Origin of the sequence: Flavobacterium bizetiae (assembly GCF_902804475.1) — a bacterium.
Classification (GTDB): Bacteria; Bacteroidota; Bacteroidia; order Flavobacteriales; family Flavobacteriaceae; genus Flavobacterium; species Flavobacterium bizetiae.
This window is the reverse complement of record NZ_CADCSU010000044.1, coordinates 1-23,117: the sequence shown is the minus strand read 5'-3', so window position 1 is coordinate 23,117 and position 23,117 is coordinate 1. Positions and strand designations below refer to the sequence as shown.

5 protein-coding genes are annotated in these 23,117 nt (G+C 35.1%); all 5 read right to left on the bottom strand.

Features of this window, described 5'->3' with window-relative positions; all coding sequences use genetic code 11:
• Window positions 1–178: 178 nt before the first annotated feature.
• A complete protein-coding gene (locus FLACOL7796_RS03855; protein WP_173969514.1) occupies window positions 179–5,995 on the bottom strand; it encodes a fibronectin type III domain-containing protein in 5,817 nt (1,938 codons plus the stop codon).
• 33 nt (window positions 5,996–6,028) lie between these two features.
• Window positions 6,029–8,479 carry a TonB-dependent receptor gene (locus FLACOL7796_RS03850; protein WP_173969513.1) on the bottom strand — a complete coding sequence of 817 codons (2,451 nt, stop codon included), beginning with the start codon at window positions 8,477–8,479 and terminating at the stop codon, window positions 6,029–6,031.
• Between the two features lie 89 nt (window positions 8,480–8,568).
• Entirely contained in the window at window positions 8,569–16,173 is a 7,605-nt protein-coding gene (locus FLACOL7796_RS03845; protein WP_173969512.1) for a T9SS type A sorting domain-containing protein, read from the bottom strand.
• A gap of 28 nt (window positions 16,174–16,201) precedes the next feature.
• Window positions 16,202–18,280 carry a fibronectin type III domain-containing protein gene (locus FLACOL7796_RS03840; protein ID WP_173969511.1) on the bottom strand — a complete coding sequence of 693 codons (2,079 nt, stop codon included), beginning with the start codon at window positions 18,278–18,280 and terminating at the stop codon, window positions 16,202–16,204.
• Window position 18,281: 1 nt separating this feature from the next.
• Entirely contained in the window at window positions 18,282–22,985 is a 4,704-nt protein-coding gene (locus FLACOL7796_RS03835; protein ID WP_173969510.1) for a hypothetical protein, read from the bottom strand.
• Window positions 22,986–23,117 lie beyond the last annotated feature (132 nt).

Genomic DNA, 23,117 nt, shown 5'->3' with positions numbered 1-23,117 from the left:
ATTTTTTTATAAGATAAATGTAATTATTACTATAAAAACATCTATTCACATCATTTTCATAGTTCAATACATTTTTGTTATCTAGATTAATTAATGTTTTGTCTTTAAGGATAATGATGTTGTTACCTATATTCCAAATATTATTTTTTACATTATCTATTTTATCTAACGTTTTCATTTATTTTAATTTAAAAATTTCATCAAAATCTTCTTTTAAATATTTTTTAAGTTTAGCAGGTGTTGGATTTTCAACATCTTTTAATAATTTTTTTGCCATTTCATCAGTTACATCTAAATTGTCTATTGCTTTTTTCAAGTTGGATGCAAAATCTGGTGGATTTTTACCTGCATCAAATAACCATTGTAATTGTTTTAAATCAACAATATCCGGATTGCTTAGATCACCTAAAAATTGCTTGGCAAAATCAGTTGGTGGTACTTTGCTATATGACTTAAATTCAAAATACTTTGCTAATTTATTACCAGTTTCTCCAACTATTGCATCATATCTACGAGTGTTTGACAATGCAGCTACTTCAAAATTAGTTTTCCTTGGTACAAAAACTTCAGTTCCTTCTTTACGTAAAACCGCAATTACCCAATTAGCTCCATCTGCTCCCGCGCCATTGAACCAATGCGCTTTTAAGCCAGATATAATCGATCCAACACCACCTTGATTTGCGTATAAAGCAAAATGATCTAAATCATTTAGGAAATTTGTTAAATCAGTAGCTCTCTTACCTAAGCCCTTATTTACAGTAAGAATTGTTGTTAAATCGTCTATACTAACATGTCCTTTAGCTAAAATAGAACTAATTTTTTCAATATGTACAGATAGTTTTCTAAAACTAGGATATGCTTCCAAAATTAACCATTCTTTGCTGAAATCTTTACCCTGTCTTACAAAATCTTGTAGATCTGTACTTGCATTGATATCACTTAAAAAAGTTTTTAATTTAGAAATGTCATTTTTGAAAGGAGCTCTTTCTAATAGATCAATTAGTTTATTTCCGTTTGCCGTTGAGTAACCTATTTTATCTAATACATCTTTTAAATCGGCCTCCGCTAAACCTAATTTCTTTAAACGTACAAGGATAGCCTCACTAGCATTTTCAACAACTTCGCTTGTACTTTTCTTTAATTGTTCTTCACTTTCATTTAAAATAACTTTTATTTTTTCTCCATTATCTGAGATTTCAGCAATTATGTTTCCATTGACATCTTCTTTGCTTAGTATTGTTAAATTATCTTCAAGTTGTTTTGGTGTTTTTTCTAAAAGTTCTTTTGCTTTACTTACAGCATTGTCTACGTTTTGTGATAAATCTACAGCTAGCGGAACTATCATGCAGTACATTTTACCTGCCTTTGATAACTTCAATCCTGGTTTCATAAATGCTTTCGCAATCGCAAAACTAATTCTCGCTGCTTTACCAGTACCTTTTACAGTTATTTTAATTAGGTTTCCTGCAAGCTTCATGGTTTGACTCATTACATCCAGAGATTCTATAACTTGCGAAATTTGAGCAAGTTTACCCGCTTTTGCAAAAGATATAGCAATTGTTACAACATTTGCAATGTCATAACCAACAGTTTCTGCAACTTGACAAGTTTGACCAGTATGTGATTTTTTGACTAATGTCCAGATGCACATACTATCCTCAGTACTTTCAGTACAGAAAATACTCATTTTTTTAATTCCTTGCCACATTTCGGATACTCGGTCACCGCCATCAATAATATCGGTAACTATAGCTGCCATTTCTGCTAGCCCTGCTATCTGATCTATAATACCATTCCAAAATCCACATTTTATGGCGAAATAAATATGTCCTGTACCTACCAGTTTCGGGTTAGTAATATTTATATCGAATTGCGCCATTGTCTGGTCACCAAATAGTAAAGTCCAAGAAAAAGGATCAGCTAAACTTACATAATACAAAACGGGATTATAATCGTTAGTGGTAATTTCAGGATTGTAAAAACGCTCAGGGATTTTTGCCTTTTTTACAACTGTTGCTACACCATCTAAAATTGCTGTTAATGGATTAAAGTAGGTATATTTACCGTCAAATTTTGGTATAATTTCACTTATGAGAGATAAAAATTTGTTTACACTGCTATTTCCACTACCAGTAACTCCATTTCCTAAAATAGTTTTAATTTTTGCTTTTCCATTTATATCAAAATCAATCCATAGTGCTATTTGTGAACCAGATAAATTTGCCAGATAATCTGTCACTTCTTTTCTTTTAGCCGGAAGTGTTTGTGTATCAGTAAAGAATATTTTCGCTATTAAACCTGTTTCACTACTGATATTTTTTAATTGAGAAAGAATTTTTAATTTTTCTTTCTCTGATAAAATAACACCACAATAATCATAAGTGTGACTTTCCTGCGCGTCTACATTTGTTGGATCTTCTTTATAACCTTTGTTTGCAGAACTTCCTAAGGTTACTAAATAATTATTATAGTTTTCACTTGTTCCATTAGTATTGCTTTGTTCTGTATCAGAAGTACATTTTAAAATTCCCCAAACCTGATCTCTGGAATCTTTATCTCCTTCTTTTTTGGCTTTATCATCGAGAATCGCTTTTATATATTTTTGTAAACCAGCTTTATCTCTAGAATTTATATATGATTTTACATATTTATATTTAGTTCTAATATATTTTTTATCGACATTACATTCGCCTTTATTGTTAGCAAACAACCAAATCCAAGAATTATCACTTACATCTTTAGTAACTGAATGTATTTCTTTTTTTTCTTTACCATTTACTATATGGGTATAAACGTATTTTTCTAAAGCAGGATCCCAAACATATTTTACAGTCTCTTTATTAAATAAATCGGTAAAACCAGATGTAAAACCATCTTCTGCAATATAACTTTCAGAATAAGTATTTGATAACTGAGTTTGTACAAGTTCCCAAAGAGGTGAAAGCCCAAAACCACCTGCCAATGCCCCGGAAGAACTACTTTGAAATCCATAAAACTTCCAGCCTCCGCTATGAATAATATCCCAGTCGTTATGAGATAGTACAGTTCCGGTTCCGTAATCCATTAAAAGATCTGTTTTGCCGGACTCTGACTTAGTGGCGAATGGATGTTTAAGTCCAAAAATACCATGGCCTAATTCGTGGGCCGCTGTTTTTAAGTCACCGTCGCTAAATACAAAGGCATATTGACCTCCTAAAGGCATAAACCCTTTGTATCCATCTTGTCCTGGTTTTCCGGTGTAGATGACGTAGTAGGTTTCGCTATTGTAAGTAAAATTAGGATTGGCTTCGATTTGATTTTTAATATCGATTTGGCCATTGCTGTAAAAATTGATAAGACCGCTGTCTCCGCATTGTATTGCAGCAGGTAATGCACCTATGGTTAAATCCTGAGAGGTTACATCAAATTTTATCCCGACTTTGTTATATACTTCATTAAGAAAATCTTTTGCGCTATCGGCACTTGGTGCATTTGCTCCGTTGATACTTAAAATTGTTACGTTAATAACGGGTTTTTGAGCAAGTTGCCATAGATTTACTTTACCGGCAATATCTGATTTGGCTTCAATAGTTTTGGCAGGATCCTGAGGATCTTTTTGCGTCGCACCTTTTACAATAGCAATAATGCTTTCTTTTGAGAAGTTTAATGTTTTCGTGACAGTTATTACTGCTTCAGTATTGCTGTCATTCCATTTAAAGTTCACATCTGCACCGGCATTTGTTTTGAAAACGACATCTTTTATTGTTTTTCCGTTTTTAAATTCGGCTTCAGCAATAAAGGTTTCCGGGCCATTTAAGTCAGATACGGCCTTATAATTTACATTATAAATACCTCCACCTTCCATCGGAATGGTTTCATAAGTGTCTTTGAGTTTTTGTGAACCTGAATCTGGGAGGACATCAAAAGCATATTGACTTTTTTCTCCATTTTTAAACGTTATGTTCACATCTGGAGAAGTAATTTTCACCACATCGCCGCTGGCAGACATACCGTTTGTATTTGCCGCAGTTGCTTTACCTCCTGCAGCAGCATTGGCAATAACCGGCGCACCCGCACCATTTGCCGGAATTGTTACTACTTTTCCTGTACTGTCTGTGTAAACTCTTTCGTATGGCGATTTCGCAATGGTTGATATTTGTCCGTCTTTACCTGTTACGGTCGTACTTCCGTCTGCATTTAATACTACCGAAACTACTTCATAATCGAACTTACCTTCTATAGGTTTTCCGTTACTGCCAAATACTTCATCAAATGCATTATCTAAATTGACAATGTTTTTCCAGGTAGGATCATAACTGGCTATAATTTCTCCTGAAATCAATTTGAAATCAGTATTAACGCCAATATTATTAAATGTTATTCGAATGCGGGTATATTCGCCAATATTGGTAGAATATTTTCCTATATCTTCGGCAATTTCCCCCGCTTTATTATTTACTTTTTCACCAATACCAGCCACTTTATCTTTTACTTTTCCGGTAGAATCGGCTATTGAATCTCCTGTCGAATTGTCAAGACCATTTGAGACTTTGGTCGCGGTATTAGATGCTAAATTTGCAGTGGCATTTGCTGCGGCACCAACTTTGCCTGTAATCTCGGCTCCTTTGTTGGCAATCTCTTTTAAGTTATCGGCGGCATCAATTAGCTTTCTGAATTTTTCTATAAAAGGAAACGTTACATAACCTTCTCCGGTAAAAGTACCATTGCTTCCGGTTGCTTTAATTACGACAATAGGAAAATCTCCCGCCGTTACTACATCATTTTGGTAAAGATTAGGAAGAGGCGTTGTGTTGCTTAAATCGTTCGGATCTGGTTTGATACCACAACTGGCAAAGACAATTTCGTCTCTTGCTACGGTAGTGAATTCTTTAATTGTACTGTGGGTATACTTACCCGGATCGCAGGAAGAACCTACGGTATATTCGTAAACTGTATTTGGTTTTAAATTGCTTAGTGTAATATTCTCTCTTGGTGTAACTTGTTTGTACCACTCTGAGTTGGCATTTTTTTCGCGATAATTTACCTGATAGTCATAATTATCGATATTACCGCTCCATGCTATTTTTGCCTGATTCTCGCTAACGCCAGAAGTAGTTATAGCCAGTGGAGGAGTACAGGATACTTCATAATCAAAAGAAAAAATTTCGCTGTAACCGTTATTTTTAAAAACACCTATTTCCTCGGCACCCAAAATAGCTTTTGCCTTAATACGCCATGCATATTTTTTACCGGGAATAAGCTGAGGTTCGCTCATGCTGTACTGCAGTGTGGTTGCTCTGGTTGTGGTTGTGTATAAAGGAGGTGAGTAAGCAAATGCGTTTTGAATAGGGGTGTATTTATCCCAGATTTCTACCAGTGAAAATTCATATTCTACATTGCTTACATTAATGCTTCGCGGAGTCCAGCTGAAAATAATATTTTGAATATTCTGCTGCATGATAGAAGCATTATTCAACGGAAGATTTAAAAAAGGAGGTTCGTTCTGAAAAATAATGGTGTTAGTTCTCGTTTTACTCGACAGTTTTTTTCCTGTTGCAAAATCGTATACTTCTACATAAATATTATAAATTCCTTCCGGTAATGCTTGCGCATACTGATTGGGATTAAGTCCTAACAAATTTTGAAATTCAAAATAAGGGGCAAGATCTACATTGGTTAATTGCAATGGAAAACCACCTTCAAGATATAACGGACGTGCGCCTACAACAAAATCATTTGTAGTAAAAGAAATCCCATTGCCCTGAAAATAAATTTTAAGCTTTACCTGACGATTTGAGATCGTTAAATCGTTTAGCACAATCTGTATTTTTATAGGACTGTTTACCGTAGTAGCATCGGCATAATTACTTAAATAAATAGGCGAGGGCTGTGTAACCTGCGTCGTTATCGAAATAGGATATGTTTGCGCGTAGCCTCCAAAACCAATAAGAGAGCACAATAGCAACAAGTATAAGTGTAATTTTTTCAGCATTTTGGGTAATTGAGATTTATCCATTATTTTGTTCGTTTGGTATCTTTAGGGTATACTTTATTTTTGAATATATTTTAAATCAATTTCATCATTGATACTGTTTTTAACAGCCAGGTCATGATAAAAAGGAATTATTTTTACTTCGATAGCATCGACTATTTCTGTTTCTCTTCTTTTATTTTTTATCAGTTTAAAAGCTTCTTCAATTTCTTGTGTGCTAAACTGGGCAGCATTTTCATTTTGTTGAATTTCTTTTGTAGAAGTTTTTGCAGCAGCACTTATTTCCTTAAGCATCCACCTGTGATTTCTTAATTGATTACGGCTGTTATCGCTTCTTTCAACCAATTTTAAATACGAATTATAACTAGCTTTATTGGTAATTTCAGCCTGATCAACTCCATGTAGTTTATGACTATTTACCCTGCCAATAGCAACTGAATACGCATTTTCAAGGTTTTCATCTTTATGATTCATTTCCTTTTCGAGTTTTTGTAAAGCCTTAACAAAATAATCATTGTATTTTTCTATAGTGGCCGTTGCTACGGTATATGCGTCGAGATAATCAAGAATTTTTTCTTTTAATTCTTTATCATCAGGTGTAAGAGAAGCCAGTGTAAGCAGATGTTCTAAATTATTCTTTTCTTCGACAGGCAAAGGATGTATCGAAAGTTGTAATTCTTGTAGTTGTGCCAAAATTTCGTCTCTTGTTCCTTCAAAAATCTTATCGTTGAAATTTATTTTTAAAACCGGATTAGCGATTGTTTTTTCTTCTGTTAAAGGCTCTCTTTTCGGGCGCATTTTAATTTTATCAAACGAATAGGCATAGGTTAGGGTAGCCGTAAGATCATTGTTTTTTCGGCCAGTTGAATTACTAAACAAGGAAATTACGCCTACATTAAAATTATGTTTTTGCAGGTAAATATAAGAGCCATTAAGTCTGATATTGAAAATATCATTTTGTTTTTGGCCATCATTATAACTGGTATTGTAGCTTGTTGAAGCATTAGTAGTCAGTTTTTTATCAAAAAATAATTTAGATACCCCGATGGTTGGTCCAATGATTAAGTTTTTTCCGGAATCTGTTTTTCCGAAAGTATTATTTAAGGATCCGTTAAAGCTTAAATCTCTTTCAGGATAACCAATACTATAGGCAATCGCAGAATTGTAATAAGTAGAAGCACCACCTGCAATAGTTTTACCCTGTTGTTGGTTTACGGCATCCTGCACAGAAAAGTTCGCGCTTATGGATTTTTTTAAGCGCTTATCATTTCTTAATAAAAAATTGACGTTTATTGTTGCATTTTGATTGACCTGTCTAAAGTTTAAGGTATCTAGATAATCGTAATTAGAAACCTGATTGATATAATCAAACTGGTTACGGCTATTGGTATAGGATTGAAAATTAGAATAATTTACACTCAGGTTTAATTTGTCATTAGGTCTGAAATCGACATTTAGCGATGATACCAAACGTTTCATCTGACTTTGTTTTTGCTTGTCAAGATTATCTTTCTGAAGCCCTAAGTTTAAGGCTAATGAAACTTTGTCTTTGAATATGTTTTGTGTGGCGTTGACGGTAAAGTTTTCTAAATCATTATTAAAGTAATAACCTCCTAGAGTCCTGTAATTAGGATCGATTCGTTCGTAGCCTAGTCCTAAAGTTCCTTTTCCGGCAGGATAAACAAGCTGTCCTTTAAAAGCATTATAACTTGTTGAGGTACTATTTTGATTTAAAAGAAGAGAAGCAATTCCGTTTGCTTTGCCTTTGTCTGTATTTCGGGTATCTTCTGTAATGCTGCTGTTGGCATATTCAGTGAAAAACTGTAGTTTTTTAGCCAGGGTAAAACTCGTTTCAAAACTTACTGCAACATTCTCTTTTGGACTTACGCTCAACTCAAAAGGAACAGGATTGTGTATTGAACTAATTTCGTCTTTTGCCTTAAATAATGTAACGCCCACTTTTACTTTTTCAAAATCATAAGTAGTTTTAAAACCATAACCATATCTTTTGTACGTTGGTACAATTTCAGGATAATTAGAGTCGAATTCGCTGCTCTTTAATAATCGTCCAAACATGGCACTGACTTTAAAATTTCCCTGTGGAGTCAAATCAACTCCTAATCCCGTAAATTGATGCCCGCTTAGTGTATAAGGTGAGAAAGTCATGCTTACATCTCCAATATGGGCTGTAATCCATTTATATGATGGATGAATGCTGAGGCGATTCATAAGTACAGGCTTTCCGTAACCAAATTTTTGATTGGTATACGAAAAAGAAAACGGCAAATTGTACAACCCTGCAATGTTGATGTTGATGTTTCCGTTTAAAAAATAACTAAACGGATCTCTTTGTGCATTACCGGAATAGAAAATACTATTGGCCGATGCACCACCACTTACGTTTATCAATTTGGCTTTGCCTAACTCCTGTACATTAAAGTTTTGGGAAAAACCAAAAGCACTTATGAGTAGGAGTGTAGTATTAAAAAGTATTTTTTTTGCAATCATTCTTTATATGCTATGGAAATCAGTTTGCGAAATTTATTCTTTACTGTTTTTCATTATTAATTGAAATTTTACTGAACTGATTATCTTCTTTATTGAATGATTATTTTTCTTAATTTGTTTCCTTGCTGTGACTCAAACAATACAAAATAGATCCCTGAGGGAAGTCCGCTTAAGCTAAAATTGAAGAGATAATTATCTTTTCCATCTTGTGTTTTAGAATCTATCAGCAGGTTGTTATTTAAATTATATACTTTAACATGAGCAGGCATAACATTATCTAACAATACATCAACCGTAAAAAATCCGTTTGAAGGATTAGGATAAATCTTAACATCAAACTTTTTCTGGGTGTTAGTTTCATCAGGATTGTTTTCTTCATATTCTCCCTCAGTTACTAGTATTTGTTTGGTTTGAAAAGCGGTACAATTGCCTTTTTTCGTATTCAGGGTAATTTCGTACTGCCCCGTTTCGCTAAAGCTTATTTCAGCAAAATCTTTATTTTTAGAAACAACAGTTGCATTAGCTGGCAAAATCCATTCGATCTCATCAGCAATAGGATTACTAATGTCTACAATAACTATTTTTTCATTTTTAAATACCTGACTAGACACCGCAAATTCAGCACTTATTGCCGTATTCTGGCTTGATATTTTAATAGTATCCGTCGCTTGACATCCTAATTTATTGGTTACAATAACCGTATAATTTGCAGGTTCAGAAACGGTAATCATCGCTTTATTGCTAGTAAAACCTTTATCAGATTTCCAGAAGTAAGTAGCTTTATCGTCGTTTATTGTAGCATTAATAGTCAAGGTTTGATCAAAACATAATGTTACATCCTCTCCAAGATTTATAATGTCTTTTGGCGGGTTTTCGATTTTGTAATCATAATTTACAACACATCCCTTGCTGTCTTTTATTGCTACAGAATAATCTCCGGCAGCAGCTCCGCTTAAGATATTTGATTTTTCACCCGTATTCCATAAATAGGTATAAGGTCCTTTTCCGCCAAAAGAAGTAACTTCAATTGTAGCATCAGAACCAGCGTAACAAGTTGGAATTACAATTTTTTCTGTCGCAGCTAAATGTATTGGTGCTGTTATAGTAATGTTTTTTGTAATAGTACAACCATGGCTGTCTGTTACCAAAACCGAATAATTTGCTGGTGGAACGTTTGGTAAACTGGCTGTTTTGACTCCCGTATTCCACATATAATAATAAGGCGCTGTTCCTCCTGATGGTGTTGCATCAATTGTCCAGTGGTTTGCATCACCACATAACGTATAATCAGAAGTTAATATGTTGTCGAGAATTGCAGGTTCTGTCACCAGCAAAGTGGTACTTTTTGCCTCATTACCGTTCGAATCGGTAGCAATTACATAATAAGAACCTTTGCCAATATTATTTAAGATATTGGTTGTTGCCAGTATATTATTAGAACCCTCTGCATACCATTTATAAGTATAGTTTTCTCCCGGTTTTAAAAATCCACCAATAGTGGTTGGTTTTAAGCTTCCGTTTTTATCATCATGACATAAAATTACATTTTGAACGGCAATGCTGGTTTCTAAAAGTGGTGGCTCTGTTACTTCTAACAGCTCAGATGTTAGATTACATCCTTTAGCATCGGTAAGAATTACATAATATTTTCCGGCAGCTAAGTTTACTGCAGTATTGGTACTTTGGTTAATATTACTATTATCACTCTTAAACCATTGATAAGTATAATTACCATTTGCTCCTTGTGCAGTAATGGCAATCGAACCATTACTCAATCCTTTTCCGCTGGCAGGAAGAGATATTGTATTACTAATACTTAAAGCAGTTGGCGAGGTAACCTGAATAGTGCCACCCGTACTTAAACACTGTTGAGAATCTTGTACAAAAATGGTGTACTCTCCGGCAGCCAAATCTGTAATTGTAGTATTTTTTCCATTCGAAAAATTTTGCCAGTCTTTAACTAATGCTCCTTTATAAAAATAGCGATAACTAAAATTGCTATTTCCTCCTGAAGCACTTAAAGTAATTTTTCCGTTACTCTCGCCAATACATTTTACAGGTTCTTGCACCATAGAGAAAGTTACCAGATCCGGTTGGGTAATATTGATGGTATTACTGGTTACCTCAACTTTTTTAGAATCTTTTATAACAGCATAATAACTGCCGGGTTTAGCATTATACAGATTTAAATTTTCTGTAGTTAATATGGCAGTAGAAAGTAAGGTGTTATTAAAATACCATGAAATTGTTTTGATACCAAAGCCGCCATTTGCATTTACATGTACAGTACCATTATTAGCTTCGTAACAAGTAATTTGCTGTGTCTGGCTAATGCTGATCGTTAACGGATTATCTCTAAAATCAAAATCGGCATATTTGATACATCCGGTATCATCCTTAGCAGAAATATAATAATGATCTTTTACCAATCCACTAAAGTCTACAGCTTTTACAGAACTGTTTGCAATAGTATTTATAATAGTTTCATTGCCTGATGCATCTTTCGTGTAAAATTTATATTCGTAGTTCGATTTACCTCCGGTGATTTCAAAATGCAGTTTACCATCATTTCCATTATTTGCAGAAGGATTAGTGTAGGTAATCTTATCGATATCAAAACCAAAATCTGCAGGTTGTGTAATTATGATATCTTCTAAAATACCAATACAATAAGCCGCATTTCCGGAATTATAATTGGCGTCGCGCACCTCAACAGCATAGGTGCCTTCAAATAAAGCATTTAGTGATGTTGGAATAAAGTTTTCATAGGTATTAGTAGCAGGATTTTTCTTTTTCCACTGATAAGTATATTCCGGATTTCCGTTTACTAAAAGTGGCGTTCCTCCTGAAACTGATATGGCAATAGTTCCGTCCTGATCGCCAAAACAATTTACGTTCGATTTTGAAACTAGTTTTACTACAATTGGAGTAGGCTGGGTAAATGTTACATCAATAATATTCGAGTCGATTCCACCTATATCAGTAGCAGTAAGGCTATAATTTCCATCTGCGATATTACTAAAATCGGCCACATTACCAGTTTTTGTAGTAGTAGCTCCGTTTGCCTTGTTTTTTAATTTGTACGTATAAATTCTATCCGGCTGATTTTGATTATAAGTAGCCCCGCCAGTTGCACTTGCATTTAATGAACCCAATAAACCATTACATTTTGATTGCAGATGCGTTTGTGAAAGTACAGGTTTTGTAGGCTGATAAATCTCGTAACTTTTTAAATCATAACAACCATTTACGTCGGTTACTAAAACGCTGTAAATACCAGCAATAACATTAGAAAGAGTAGGGCTGTTAGTGCCTGTAACTGCTCCTGAGTTATTTTTCCATTCATAGGTGTAGGTGCCTGTTCCGCCGGTGGCAGTAATTGTTATTTTTCCTGTCGCCAATCCAAAGCCTGTGGTTGGTGTAATGTTTTGATTTATAATTTTTAAAGCAATTTGAGGCTGGTTAATTGTAACTGTTTGTTCAGCAGTCTGGCAGCTATTGCCATCAATTACTCTTATAGTATAAGTTCCTTCACTCAATCCTGAAACCATACTATTTGTATTATCGATAGTTCCTCCATTACAAATAATAGTATATGCTTTAGTTCCGCCCGAAATATTTAGTTTTACGGTACCGTCATTTCCTCCATTACACGATACATCTCCTTTTGTAAAAGTAAAAGCTAATTTGTCTGGTTGGGCAATTACTATGTTTTCTAAAATTCCGATGCAGCTTGAAGGATTAGCCGGATCATAATTAGCATCACGAACTTCTACTGAATATTTTCCTGAAAAGAGACCGGATTGTGTTGGACTATCATTTCCTATTGGTTCGTAAATAAGATTTAACGGATTTAATTTTTTCCATACATAATGATAAGGAGCGCCCACAGTAAATGGAGTTCCTCCTGAAACGGATACTGATAATTTTCCGTCCTGATCACCATAGCAGGCTAATATTTTTTTTACAGCAGCTGTTTCTGTCACTAAAATTGGATCTGGTTGTTTAAGTTCGACATAACCAGTGGTAACGATGGTACCATTTTTATAGCTGGTATTCGCCACGGTTGATACATTTGCTTTTGAATCTGTTGCAGTAATTTTATATTGGCCAATGGCCAATCCGGTAAAATTTGCAGTATTCCCAACCTTTTTTTCCTGAGAAATATTGTTTAGGAATAATTCATACGTGTATTGTCTGTCTGATTGTTGCTGTCCTATTTCGGCACCTCCTGTTGCAATGGCAATGATAGAGCCTTGCCCTCCATTACATTTTGTATTGGTAGCAGTAACATCAAGCGTTAGTAGCGTAGGTTCTTTTATTTCAAATACAACTGATGTTATCGAACAGCCAAGATTATCTTTATTGTTATCGATAGCTACGGCAATATATTTTCCCGCTGGTCTGTCTTTAAGTAAATTAGCATTTTCGTTTGGTATTAATTTACTCTCGTCAACTGTTTCTCCTGTATACCATTTGTACGAGTAATTACCCCATCCTCCGGTATTATTTAGTTGTATACTTCCGTTAAGAAGCCCATTTCCCGTAACATTTGTAATTACGGAAGGGCCAAATGCAAAAGCTGCGGCAGGTTCTTTTATCTCAATTTGTTGTGTAGCAATAACACAATTATTATTGTCTGAAACAGTTACATTCCATTTACCGGCACTTAAACCTGTAATTTTTTGATTTGGAATATCAATCACAGTACCTGGAGTACCAGAGTCACATGAAATTTTATAAACAGGTTTGTTATTTCCATCATTGTTAACAGTTCCGCCTGTAATATTTAATTGTATAGTTCCATTGGTAGCGCTTTTACAGGTTACATCTGTAGTGGCATAGCTGAATTGTAATTTATCTGGAGAACTAATTACAATATTTTCTAACAAAGCAATACATTGATTGGGATTGTTAGAAACGTAATTATTATCACGAACTTCTACAGAGTATATTCCGGCTCCAAGTAAAGTAGGATTAAGATTGTCGTTTACGGCTATAACAGCACCGCCTTTTCTCCAGACAAAAGTATAAGGAGTTATTCCTCCCGATACAGTTATGGCCAGCGATCCGTTTTGATCACCAAAACATTTTAAATTTTTAAAGCCACCAGCAACTTCTTTTACTACAATAGGCGTAGCTGGTGCAACGCTAAGAGTAAAGTATTGCAAGCAAAAACCATTTGAAGCACTTACAGTATAATCTCCTTCTACTAAACCTGATTTTGTTGATTGAGTCTGTGTCGAAGAAATATTATCTGTTAATTCAACAAGTGCTTGCGGATACGTTCCTTTATACCATTTAAATACGTAGGTAATATTTGCAACCGCATTTGTAACTTGTACGTTGGCCTTTCCGTCATTTCCATTAAAGCATTTTACAGGTGTTTGAGATGTTGTTGCCGTAATAATAGGATTGGCAGAATCTGGCACATTTATAGTAACCGAAGTTGTATTGTTATCTGCATCAGTTACCGTAACTTTATAATTGCCCGCTTTTACAGCATTTAAAGTTGAGTTTGTCTCATTTTCTAATTTATTTTCTACAACAGGAGAATTTCCAGTAAGTTCAAACCATTGAAATTGTATTACACCATTACCTCCCGAAGCCTGAGCTGTAAGATTTGTTGTGCCTCCCTGACAGCTTATTGCAGTTGGGGTTAGTATATTTACATTTAATGCTTTTAGTACATAAGGTCCTTTTGTGATGGAGCAATCAACTTCATTTGGGTCGACTATACTCTTATCCGTAACGGTTACATAATAAGTTCCGTCTCCTAAACCTCTTGGATTATTAGGACTTTGTGGAGGAGTAGGGCTAAAAACGGATCCATTTTTAGTCCAGACATAACTGTAATTTCCGTATCCTTTACTCGGATTTATTAATATACTACCATTATTAATTCCTGGTGCCGGTTGATATATCGTAGGCTCTGCTGTTACTGATAAAGCTGCTGAAGGACCTGAAATTGTTTTATTACTATTTTGTACAGTTAATGGAGCACTAATAATATCGGAAGAAGGTATCTCGCTATCTTTTATAGTAAATTTAAAATTGCCCGGCGAAAGACCAACTGCGGTATACTTAAAAATACCATTACTAGTCGAAGTTGAGACATTTGGAACATACGCATTATTTGAAGGATCTTGCCAGGTTATGGTATAATTCCCTGAACCTCCTTTTACATTCAATGTGATACTCCCGTCATTTGCGCCAAAACAGCTTAAATTAGTTGAAGTTACATCATAGGTTATTTCTTGTCTAACCAAAAAAGTTTTAGAAGCATTGGTACAGCTTAAACTATTATTACTACTCACTACGTATGTTCCCGGAGCAAGATTACCCAATTGATCTAGGGGTATGTTTTCGCTGCCCATTGTACAAGTAAGAGTATAAGCTGGACTTCCTGTTAAGGGTAGATCAAGTATTATTTTTCCGTTTTTTGCACCAGGAAAAGTGACATTGTTTACTTGCCCGCTTATGGTAATAGGAGCTGGAGCTTGAGGTATCCCTATATCCTGCGGAGCAGACTGGCAATTATTGTCGTCCAGAACTATTACCCTATAGTTACCACTACTAAATCCTTTATTTGTTAAATCTGAGACTGGATATTTTTTGAGAACAGTTTTTCCGTTTACAACTTCTGTTTCACCATTCAGGTTGTAAAAATGCGAACCAGTACCTCCACTAGAAGTAATTTGAATTCCCCCATTTCCTGCATAACATTTTGGAGATATAGCCGTAGCGTTTGATGTTAGTTTTGTTGTTGGATTTATTGTAAAATCAGGACCCACTGCATCTTTTGTAGGGTTAGAAGCATTTGCCCCAATTATGGTTTGATATTTAAAATTATAGGTTCCTACAGCAATACCTTTTATTTTATATTTTAAAGGAGATACCATTTCTACTCTGGCATTATCAGAATATAGTGACACCGGAGCATTGACTCCTACAGGTGTGTAAGTAAAAAGAAATCGTTCGCCCAATGCTGTTTCTAATGGCCGGTCAAAAGAATAGATAACCTCTCCGTCACCCATATTATTACAAGATTCTGCTCTTGAAACAGGCGGGTTAGCGGGATCTAACTTAGGAGGACAGCCGAAAACAACATAAGTGATGGGTTTTGATACCATTGTTACTTTAGGATTTGCATATCTGGAATCGAGATTGTATATAAATCTCAAATTTCCCCTAAAATTTTGTGGTAATTTCTCCGCCAGAACAAATTTTTCTGTAGTTGATTGCCAATCTAAAATATCTGTACTGTATTTAGGCTGGCTGCCAATTGGTAGATTAATAGTTTCACATATACCTATTTCCGTTGTTGCTCTGTTTATGTGTGGTGAGTTGAGGTAAAAATACTCCGGAGCACACCCTCCTATAAAAGTTTCTCCGTTAAGATATTGATTATAAGTATAAGTACGCGTTGAGGGTTGACATCCAGGGCCTTGTCCTGAAAATCCAGGTCGCCACTCTACAGTTATAGGAAAACTGGACGGGTTTACAGTAAGAATCTCTCCATGTTTATTAATTGCGCCCCAGCTTTGGTATAACGCTACACCAGAACTAGTAGAAATTCGCAAATATGCATTACCGTTATCAGGAAAAAGACGATCAATATCCAGCATAAGCGGATCTTGCGCAAAAGAAGCTATGCTGTAAAAGAGCAAGAATAATAGGGTAATTTTTTTCATATTATTTGGGGTATAAAAAAAGTTATGATTAGAATTTTACCGTAAAAAATACCATTTTAGACATTCTTCCATCGATAAATAAAGCTCTTATAGCGTATTTGTAATTCGTGTTGATAGTAATAGTGGGATCAGATAATTTTCGGGTTTGCCCGGAAACCATCTGCATTAATTGTAAAGGTTCACTCGCTGTAGCTTTATAAATCTCAAAACTATCTACTTCCGGAACTTTATATTCCCATGATAAATCAATAGTATTGGCCGATACATTCGCTTGCGCATAAAATCCTTTTACAGCTGGCATTACAGAAGCTTTTGGAACAAAAAAAGCAACTTGCGGACTTGGGTTAGAAACTAAATTGCTTTTATCTTTGGCATATATAGCATAGCGGTATTTACTTCCTTCGGCTATATTCTCATCTTTATAGGTTTCTTTTTTATCTTTAATGTCGGCAATCAGCTGCCAGTCGCCTTGTTCATTTTCTTTGCGATAGAGCTGATGCGAAACGGCATCTTCACTCTGGCTATTGATCCAGTCAAGATATACAGCGCCGTCTTTTATCTCATAATTTGTAAATATTGGCGAAGAAGGAGGAATGACATCCGGTTTTTTAATAACTAATACATCAGATGACACAGACATATTATAATGCGTATCTACTGCAATAATTTTATAATACACTTTACTGTTCAGGCTTTTAATTACTACAGTATCCTGATACTTATTGTCTTCAAGAGGATTTACCGTTATCTGGCTCATTTCCTCGTCTGGGTTGTTTCCTTTATAAATTCTGTATCCTAACAAATCGCTTTCTTTATTAAGATCCCAGGTTAGTTTTACTACTCCAAGAGAATCAATTACCCCTTTTAAATTTATTGGTTTTGCCGGAGGTATAGAATCTACAGGCTGTACTAACATGGGGAAAGATGTTCTGTTACTGCCTTGTTTGCCTATTGCAGTTATTGTAAAATAATTGGTCGAGGCTAATTTGTTGTAAACAACAGTTCTGCTTTTTGGAGCAATATTTTTTATGACAGGCAGGTATTTTCCATCGTCCGTATCAGAACGATTAAGTTCAAATCCCGTAATTTCAGAATTCCCTTCTTCGGCAAATTCCCAGGTTAATGTTACTGTTTTATCGTCTTTAAAATTCTTTACAGTAAGATGAGGTACAAACTGCAATATTGATTTTCCTTTACCCGAAATAATTTCAGAGTACGGACCTAATTCTCCAAAAGCCGAAATTCCCTGAATTCGATAACTATAAAGCTGATTATTGGCAATAGAATCAACATAAAAAATACGACTGTTATTTTCGTTTTGCTGATTCATGCTCGTATAAGGCTCCTTATTAATTCTTTCGAAATGCAGTTTATCCTGAGAACGTTCTATATAATAACTTCCGTAAGCGTGTGCCAATATTTTAAAATTCCAGCTTAACATTGTACTTTTATCTGTAAAATGAGCTGTAAAGTCCATCGGTTTGGGTAAATCCTGATAATCGCTTAATCCCACAAACACACCTCCATATTTTATTTCAGATTCTTCTTTAGGTACATTCGAAGAAATTCGATAAATATATTTCTCATTTTTTTGAGCTGTTTTATCTTCAAAACCTAAAGCGGCTTTTTTAGCGATTTCAAAATCTTTATCGGCAGCAAACAATGCAAATGTAAAACGCTGTTCATTTTCCTCAGATAAATTAACAATCGATTCTAATTGGTTTACACCCGTTACATTAAAACTTTCACCATAAAGAGCCTGCGCAATAATAGCGGCATTATCGTTTTGTTCGATAACTTTTTCCCAATTTTCAATGGGTTCAGGTTTTAAAGTTTGTGCTAATACTTTTTTTTCCGGACTTGCTAATGTTGTATTATTACGCGTTACAGTATAGCGTTCTACCAGATATCCATATTTATTCAGTTTTTTCCAGGCCAGAGCATCACTTGGTCCCCAGCGCAGTAAAATTTTATCCTTTTGTACACGTACTATAACCTGTATGGCAGATTCTTTTTTTATTACCTCTTTCTCTTTTGCGTTGTTGGTTTGTGAATGCGTAATGTTAAACCCTAAAAAAAGAAATGCTATTATATATTGAAGCTTCATGCTAATTTGATTTGTTGAATGTAAAAATTGAACCAGAACTTGCTCCCGGTTGTCCGCCAGGAAGAGTGTAGTTTAATTTAATATTATAAGTTCCGTCCGGAATCATAGGGAACTGCGAATTGATGATATAATTATATCTCTGAGCCATTGACGGATTATGAGAATCTACATACTTGCTGACGATTTTATATTGAATGTCAACAAAATCAGTTTTATAATAATAAGGCAGATTGTATCGATAAGGTAATCTGTCTTTTAAATACGGACTACTTGGATTGTTGATTAAAAAGTCCTGATACCAGGTCAGTAATTCAATACCTCTTACCGGAGGAAGACCTATTGTTGAGACATCTCTGCTCAATGTAAAGTCAGCTTCTAGAGGATATCCCTGATAAACTAATGGATAAATTTTATTTTTATAATAAGTATCATCCAAAGCAGCTTCAACACTTATTAAAGGCTTGTATTGTGTCATTGCACCACCTACAATTTCAAGTTCATCAAACGGTTCTGATGAATTGTTTTCAGCATGAAGCGCATGAACATCGGTATAGAGGATTTCGATATACGTGTTTTTAGGCCTTTTGGCAACCATCTTTTCCTGAAATGATTTGTATTGACTCGTGTTGAAATTGTATTGTAATAATTCAACGGCATCTCCGCCAGTAGCAATCCCTTTTAGTTCATTACTCTTTAATTCAATATTATTATCATTTTCCAAATTTTGCGTCTGGTAGTTTTCGGTTAAGTTGCTATTGGCGTCTTTTTTGGTTTCTAAAGTCATTAAGGATAAATTATAAGGCTTTGTGGTTTCTAAAACCGGCAAATCAATAATTACCTTTTTCAAATCGGTATTGTATCGAATAGAGCTGTTAACCGTTTTGTTTCCGGTTTTATAAAAAGCCTTCTGAGATTGTTCAGGTTTTAAGTCAAATAAGTACGCTTGTCCTTGTTTTAAGACAACGTATGCTTCTTTAGTTTCATTTTGGTAAACATATTTCTGATCAAAAACAGGATAGCAATAAGCAATATTTTTTACAGGAATATTGTTAGGAGCAGGTCCTGTACTAAAATTTCTTACTTCAGTTTCCATCGCAATTTGTCCCTGATCATAAATTGTTTTCCATGCACCATTTACAAATTCCTGAAAACTCACCTTTACAGTCAGAGTTAGATCTGAATTTTGAGGCAGTACTTCGGTAGAATTAAAGCTCAATAAGTCAGCGGTTTTATTCCAGCTTGATGTGCCCACTACAGGAACATCGCCCTTTTTAATTGTATATTCTTCAAGTTTAAGCCGGTACGTTTTGGTGCCGTTATCATCTTCAAGAGTAAAGTTTTTATCTACAGGCATATTAAATCCAACCTGCGGAATGGCAAAAACATCTACATCTTTCGTTCCGTTTGAAGGCGTTATGTCTGCAATAGATCTTAATCCTGCCAAAGGATCAGCATTGATAAATTCACACTCTTTTCCAAACTGTAATTTAAATCTAAAGCTCCCTTTTATTGCACCGCCAAGAATGCTAAAATTACCCGCCATATAACCGCGAATCCATACCGGATTTGGTAATTTGGCCTGTAGTAAAACAGCGCCTCCTCCTTTTATAATGGATATTTTTTTGCGTACAAAAAGTAATTTTATATTAATACCAAGTTCACCCTGCATGTAGGCATAAGATTGGCCGTTAGCATACCATCCATTTATACCAATCTGGCCGGAACCTTTACATTGCGCTTCACCATAATCCTTCACCATTATATCAAATCCAAAACCAGCCTGAAAATTAGCATAGAACATTAAAAAGTTTAAGTTTCCGGTTTTAATGCTAAAATCAGAGCCAAAGGCAAATCCTTTTCCTCCGGCAATGGCGTTTTCATTACGCATATAATCTAACTTCGAAGCATCTACACCTAATAATTGAGCTACGATCGAAGGCGGAGGAGGGCTTGCAGGAATGTCGTCTCCTAACATAAAATATCCACCCGCTTCTACTTCTATAGATCCTATCGCCATTTTTAGACCTAAACGATCCGTTGGTGTTCCCATACGAATGTACCATTTGTCAGGACCAAAATGCAAGACAGCCCATCCGGCTCTGTTACCCGATGCACGGCCTTTTATAAAACCTCCGGGAGTATCAATATACAAGTCAAAAGAACCGTGTAAAGTTTTAGCTCTAAAATCATATTCGATTGCCGCAAATGCATTAATTCCCATAGAACTTTTTACATCATTTGGATAGAGCTGTTCAGCAGCTTTTGATAAATCAGAAGTTTTTAATGCTTCAAGAGCCACTTTAGAAAGCAGAGATTCATTTTCAGCGACTGCTTTTAAAGCACCCGTTAGTTCTGCTGCTCCGGGAATTTCGAAAGACTGCATAACATGGCCTTCACCATAAATACTAATTCTGTTAATTCCCGAGTTATTATTAAATGCTATTTCGAAACCAGCGCCTCCCCAAAAGGCATCAGCTGTGGCAGTTCCGGCAAATTTTATCATGGCTTTAACTCCAAGAGCAGTATCGGCATCCGGAACATAATTAGAACCCGAAGCCACAAACCTGTTGCTGTAACCGTCTTTTTTCATTCGGTAATAAGCACCACCGCCAAAACCTTTAAAAGTAATTGCTCCGGCCGGTATATTTAGATTGTCGACCATGGCATCAACATACCAGTACCTAAAAGTCGTTGAGCCAAAAATAGCATTGGCCTCTACAGATATTCCTCCGGTAAAATCGGCCCCAAGCATTCCTTTAAATCCATTACCATAAACAGGATCATTATCCATTAAAGTAATGCTGCCTTTAAATTTTACTCCGCCTAAATCAGCGGCAATCTTAATTTCTTCAAATTTCAGATGATCAAATTTCCATTTCTGAATTCCCTGATCTTTTGCAAATTTTCCAACGATATTAAATTTAGTCCTTCCGTTAAATTGATCCTTCATCAAATTAACCGATATGTCTATTTTTAAAGAAGCCGAAACATCATCTGCAATGATCGCAATCTCATGAATTGTAATGGGGAAGTTAGAAACCTTAGAAGATTCGGGATCAGCTTCGGCAGTATTTTTATAACCAAAATAATCCGCTTTAAAATACGGTACGACTGTTTGCAACTGAAGATTTTGAAACGTTATCCCTTTAAAAGCAACCGCCTCTTTTTTGTCTGTTCCTTCCGGGGCATTTGGTTCAGATGCATCCGGAGTTGGCTTATTGCTTCCGCTTATGGCAAGGCTTCCGTAAAGTACCGCCTTAGGCAGAAAAATGCCATCTTTTACTTTGAGCTCTACGTATGAATTTTTTTCGATTTTAGCATTCGCCTTAAATACCTGAAAACAAATGTCATTGGTTACCTCTGCTTTTAAAAGATATTCATTATCCAGAGGGTTAATTATTGCTTTGTAACCCAGTTCGCTTCTTGTATTAGGCTTACATTGTTTTGATGGATCAGAGACCGGTAAAACAATACCTCCGTCAAATCTGGCGTAGGTAAGCGAATTTGCCCTGAATCCCATTTCGATATGATTTACAGAAAATTGCCAGCCCGAAGCGCTTCCTTTTCCTAAATCCAAAATATTGTCAGCTGCGAAATTACCCGAAACCCCCACACGGTCTATCAGCAAATTAGTCGCCTGAAATTTTATTCGGTTATTCGTTCCTTTTTCCTTAAACTGTTCAGGTAAAACAATTTTTAAAGAGTTTACATATAATCCTCTCCATAAATTTTCATTTCCCGGAACTAAATAATCTTTTTGATAATCCTTGGGCCAGACAATATCAGGAGAATTATGAAGATCACTAAAATCGATAACAGCTTTATTTAATTCAAAGCAGGTTCCTTCGTAATCTGCCAGTTGAAAAGCAGGTAATGTTATCTCTGCTAAAATATCATTCCAGTTCGATACTTTTGTTTTAAAAGAAGCTTCAACTCTTTTAGGCGATTTAATTACTTCATATTTCTCATCAACAGGCTCTAACAGATTTCTTGAAAATACAACATCGGCCTGAATTCCAAGTTCTTTAAATCCGCTACAATCGATGGTAACATAGGTCTTGTCTGTAATTATGCCGGTTTGCATATTGAGTCCGCCTTTTAAAACCAGCAATAAATTTTCACCGTTTATCTTTATAGGAACATCTCCTAATAATACCAGATTGGTATCTCCAAGAAGACCGCCCTTATGAGATAATTTGATATTTTTGGCGCCAAAAAACAATTCTTTCGCTTTTCCGGTAGAATCAAATTGTGGAAGCGTGATTTTTACAAATGCAGTTAGTTCTGTGTATTGTGGTGTAAATTTGGCACTGCTTATACCAAGGATGTATTGAATTCCTCCAATTGTTTTTGATACTCCCAAAGGCAGCATCGAAAGTTTTTTTGGCTCTAATAAATCAGTAAGATTATTATTTTTTTTGATTTCCTCAAAAGTAGCCATCGCAGTATTTAAGTCATCACTCGTTTCCTGACTTACCGGATAATTTTGGGTAAGAAAGAAGTTTGTGAACTCGCTTTGTGCATTTTTTTTGGCTGAAAAATGAGTTATATTTTCTGGTTCTTTTTCAGGAAGAACCTTCAGTAGGGGAGTATTTCTTTTTAAACCAATAATAGTATCATTGTTATGAGCAAAACTAAGGCTGCTAACAAAAAATAAAAGAAAAAACGATAAATAAGAAGAAAAATTTGGGGTAGTTTTTTTCAAATTTGGAACTGTTAAATTTAGTATTAGAACATATAATTGGTTTAACCTAAAAGATTAAAAATCGGTCAAATATAAGATAAATTTAACAGGAAAAAATAGTTGCTATAAGAGTTTTCGTTAAAAGTATAGATG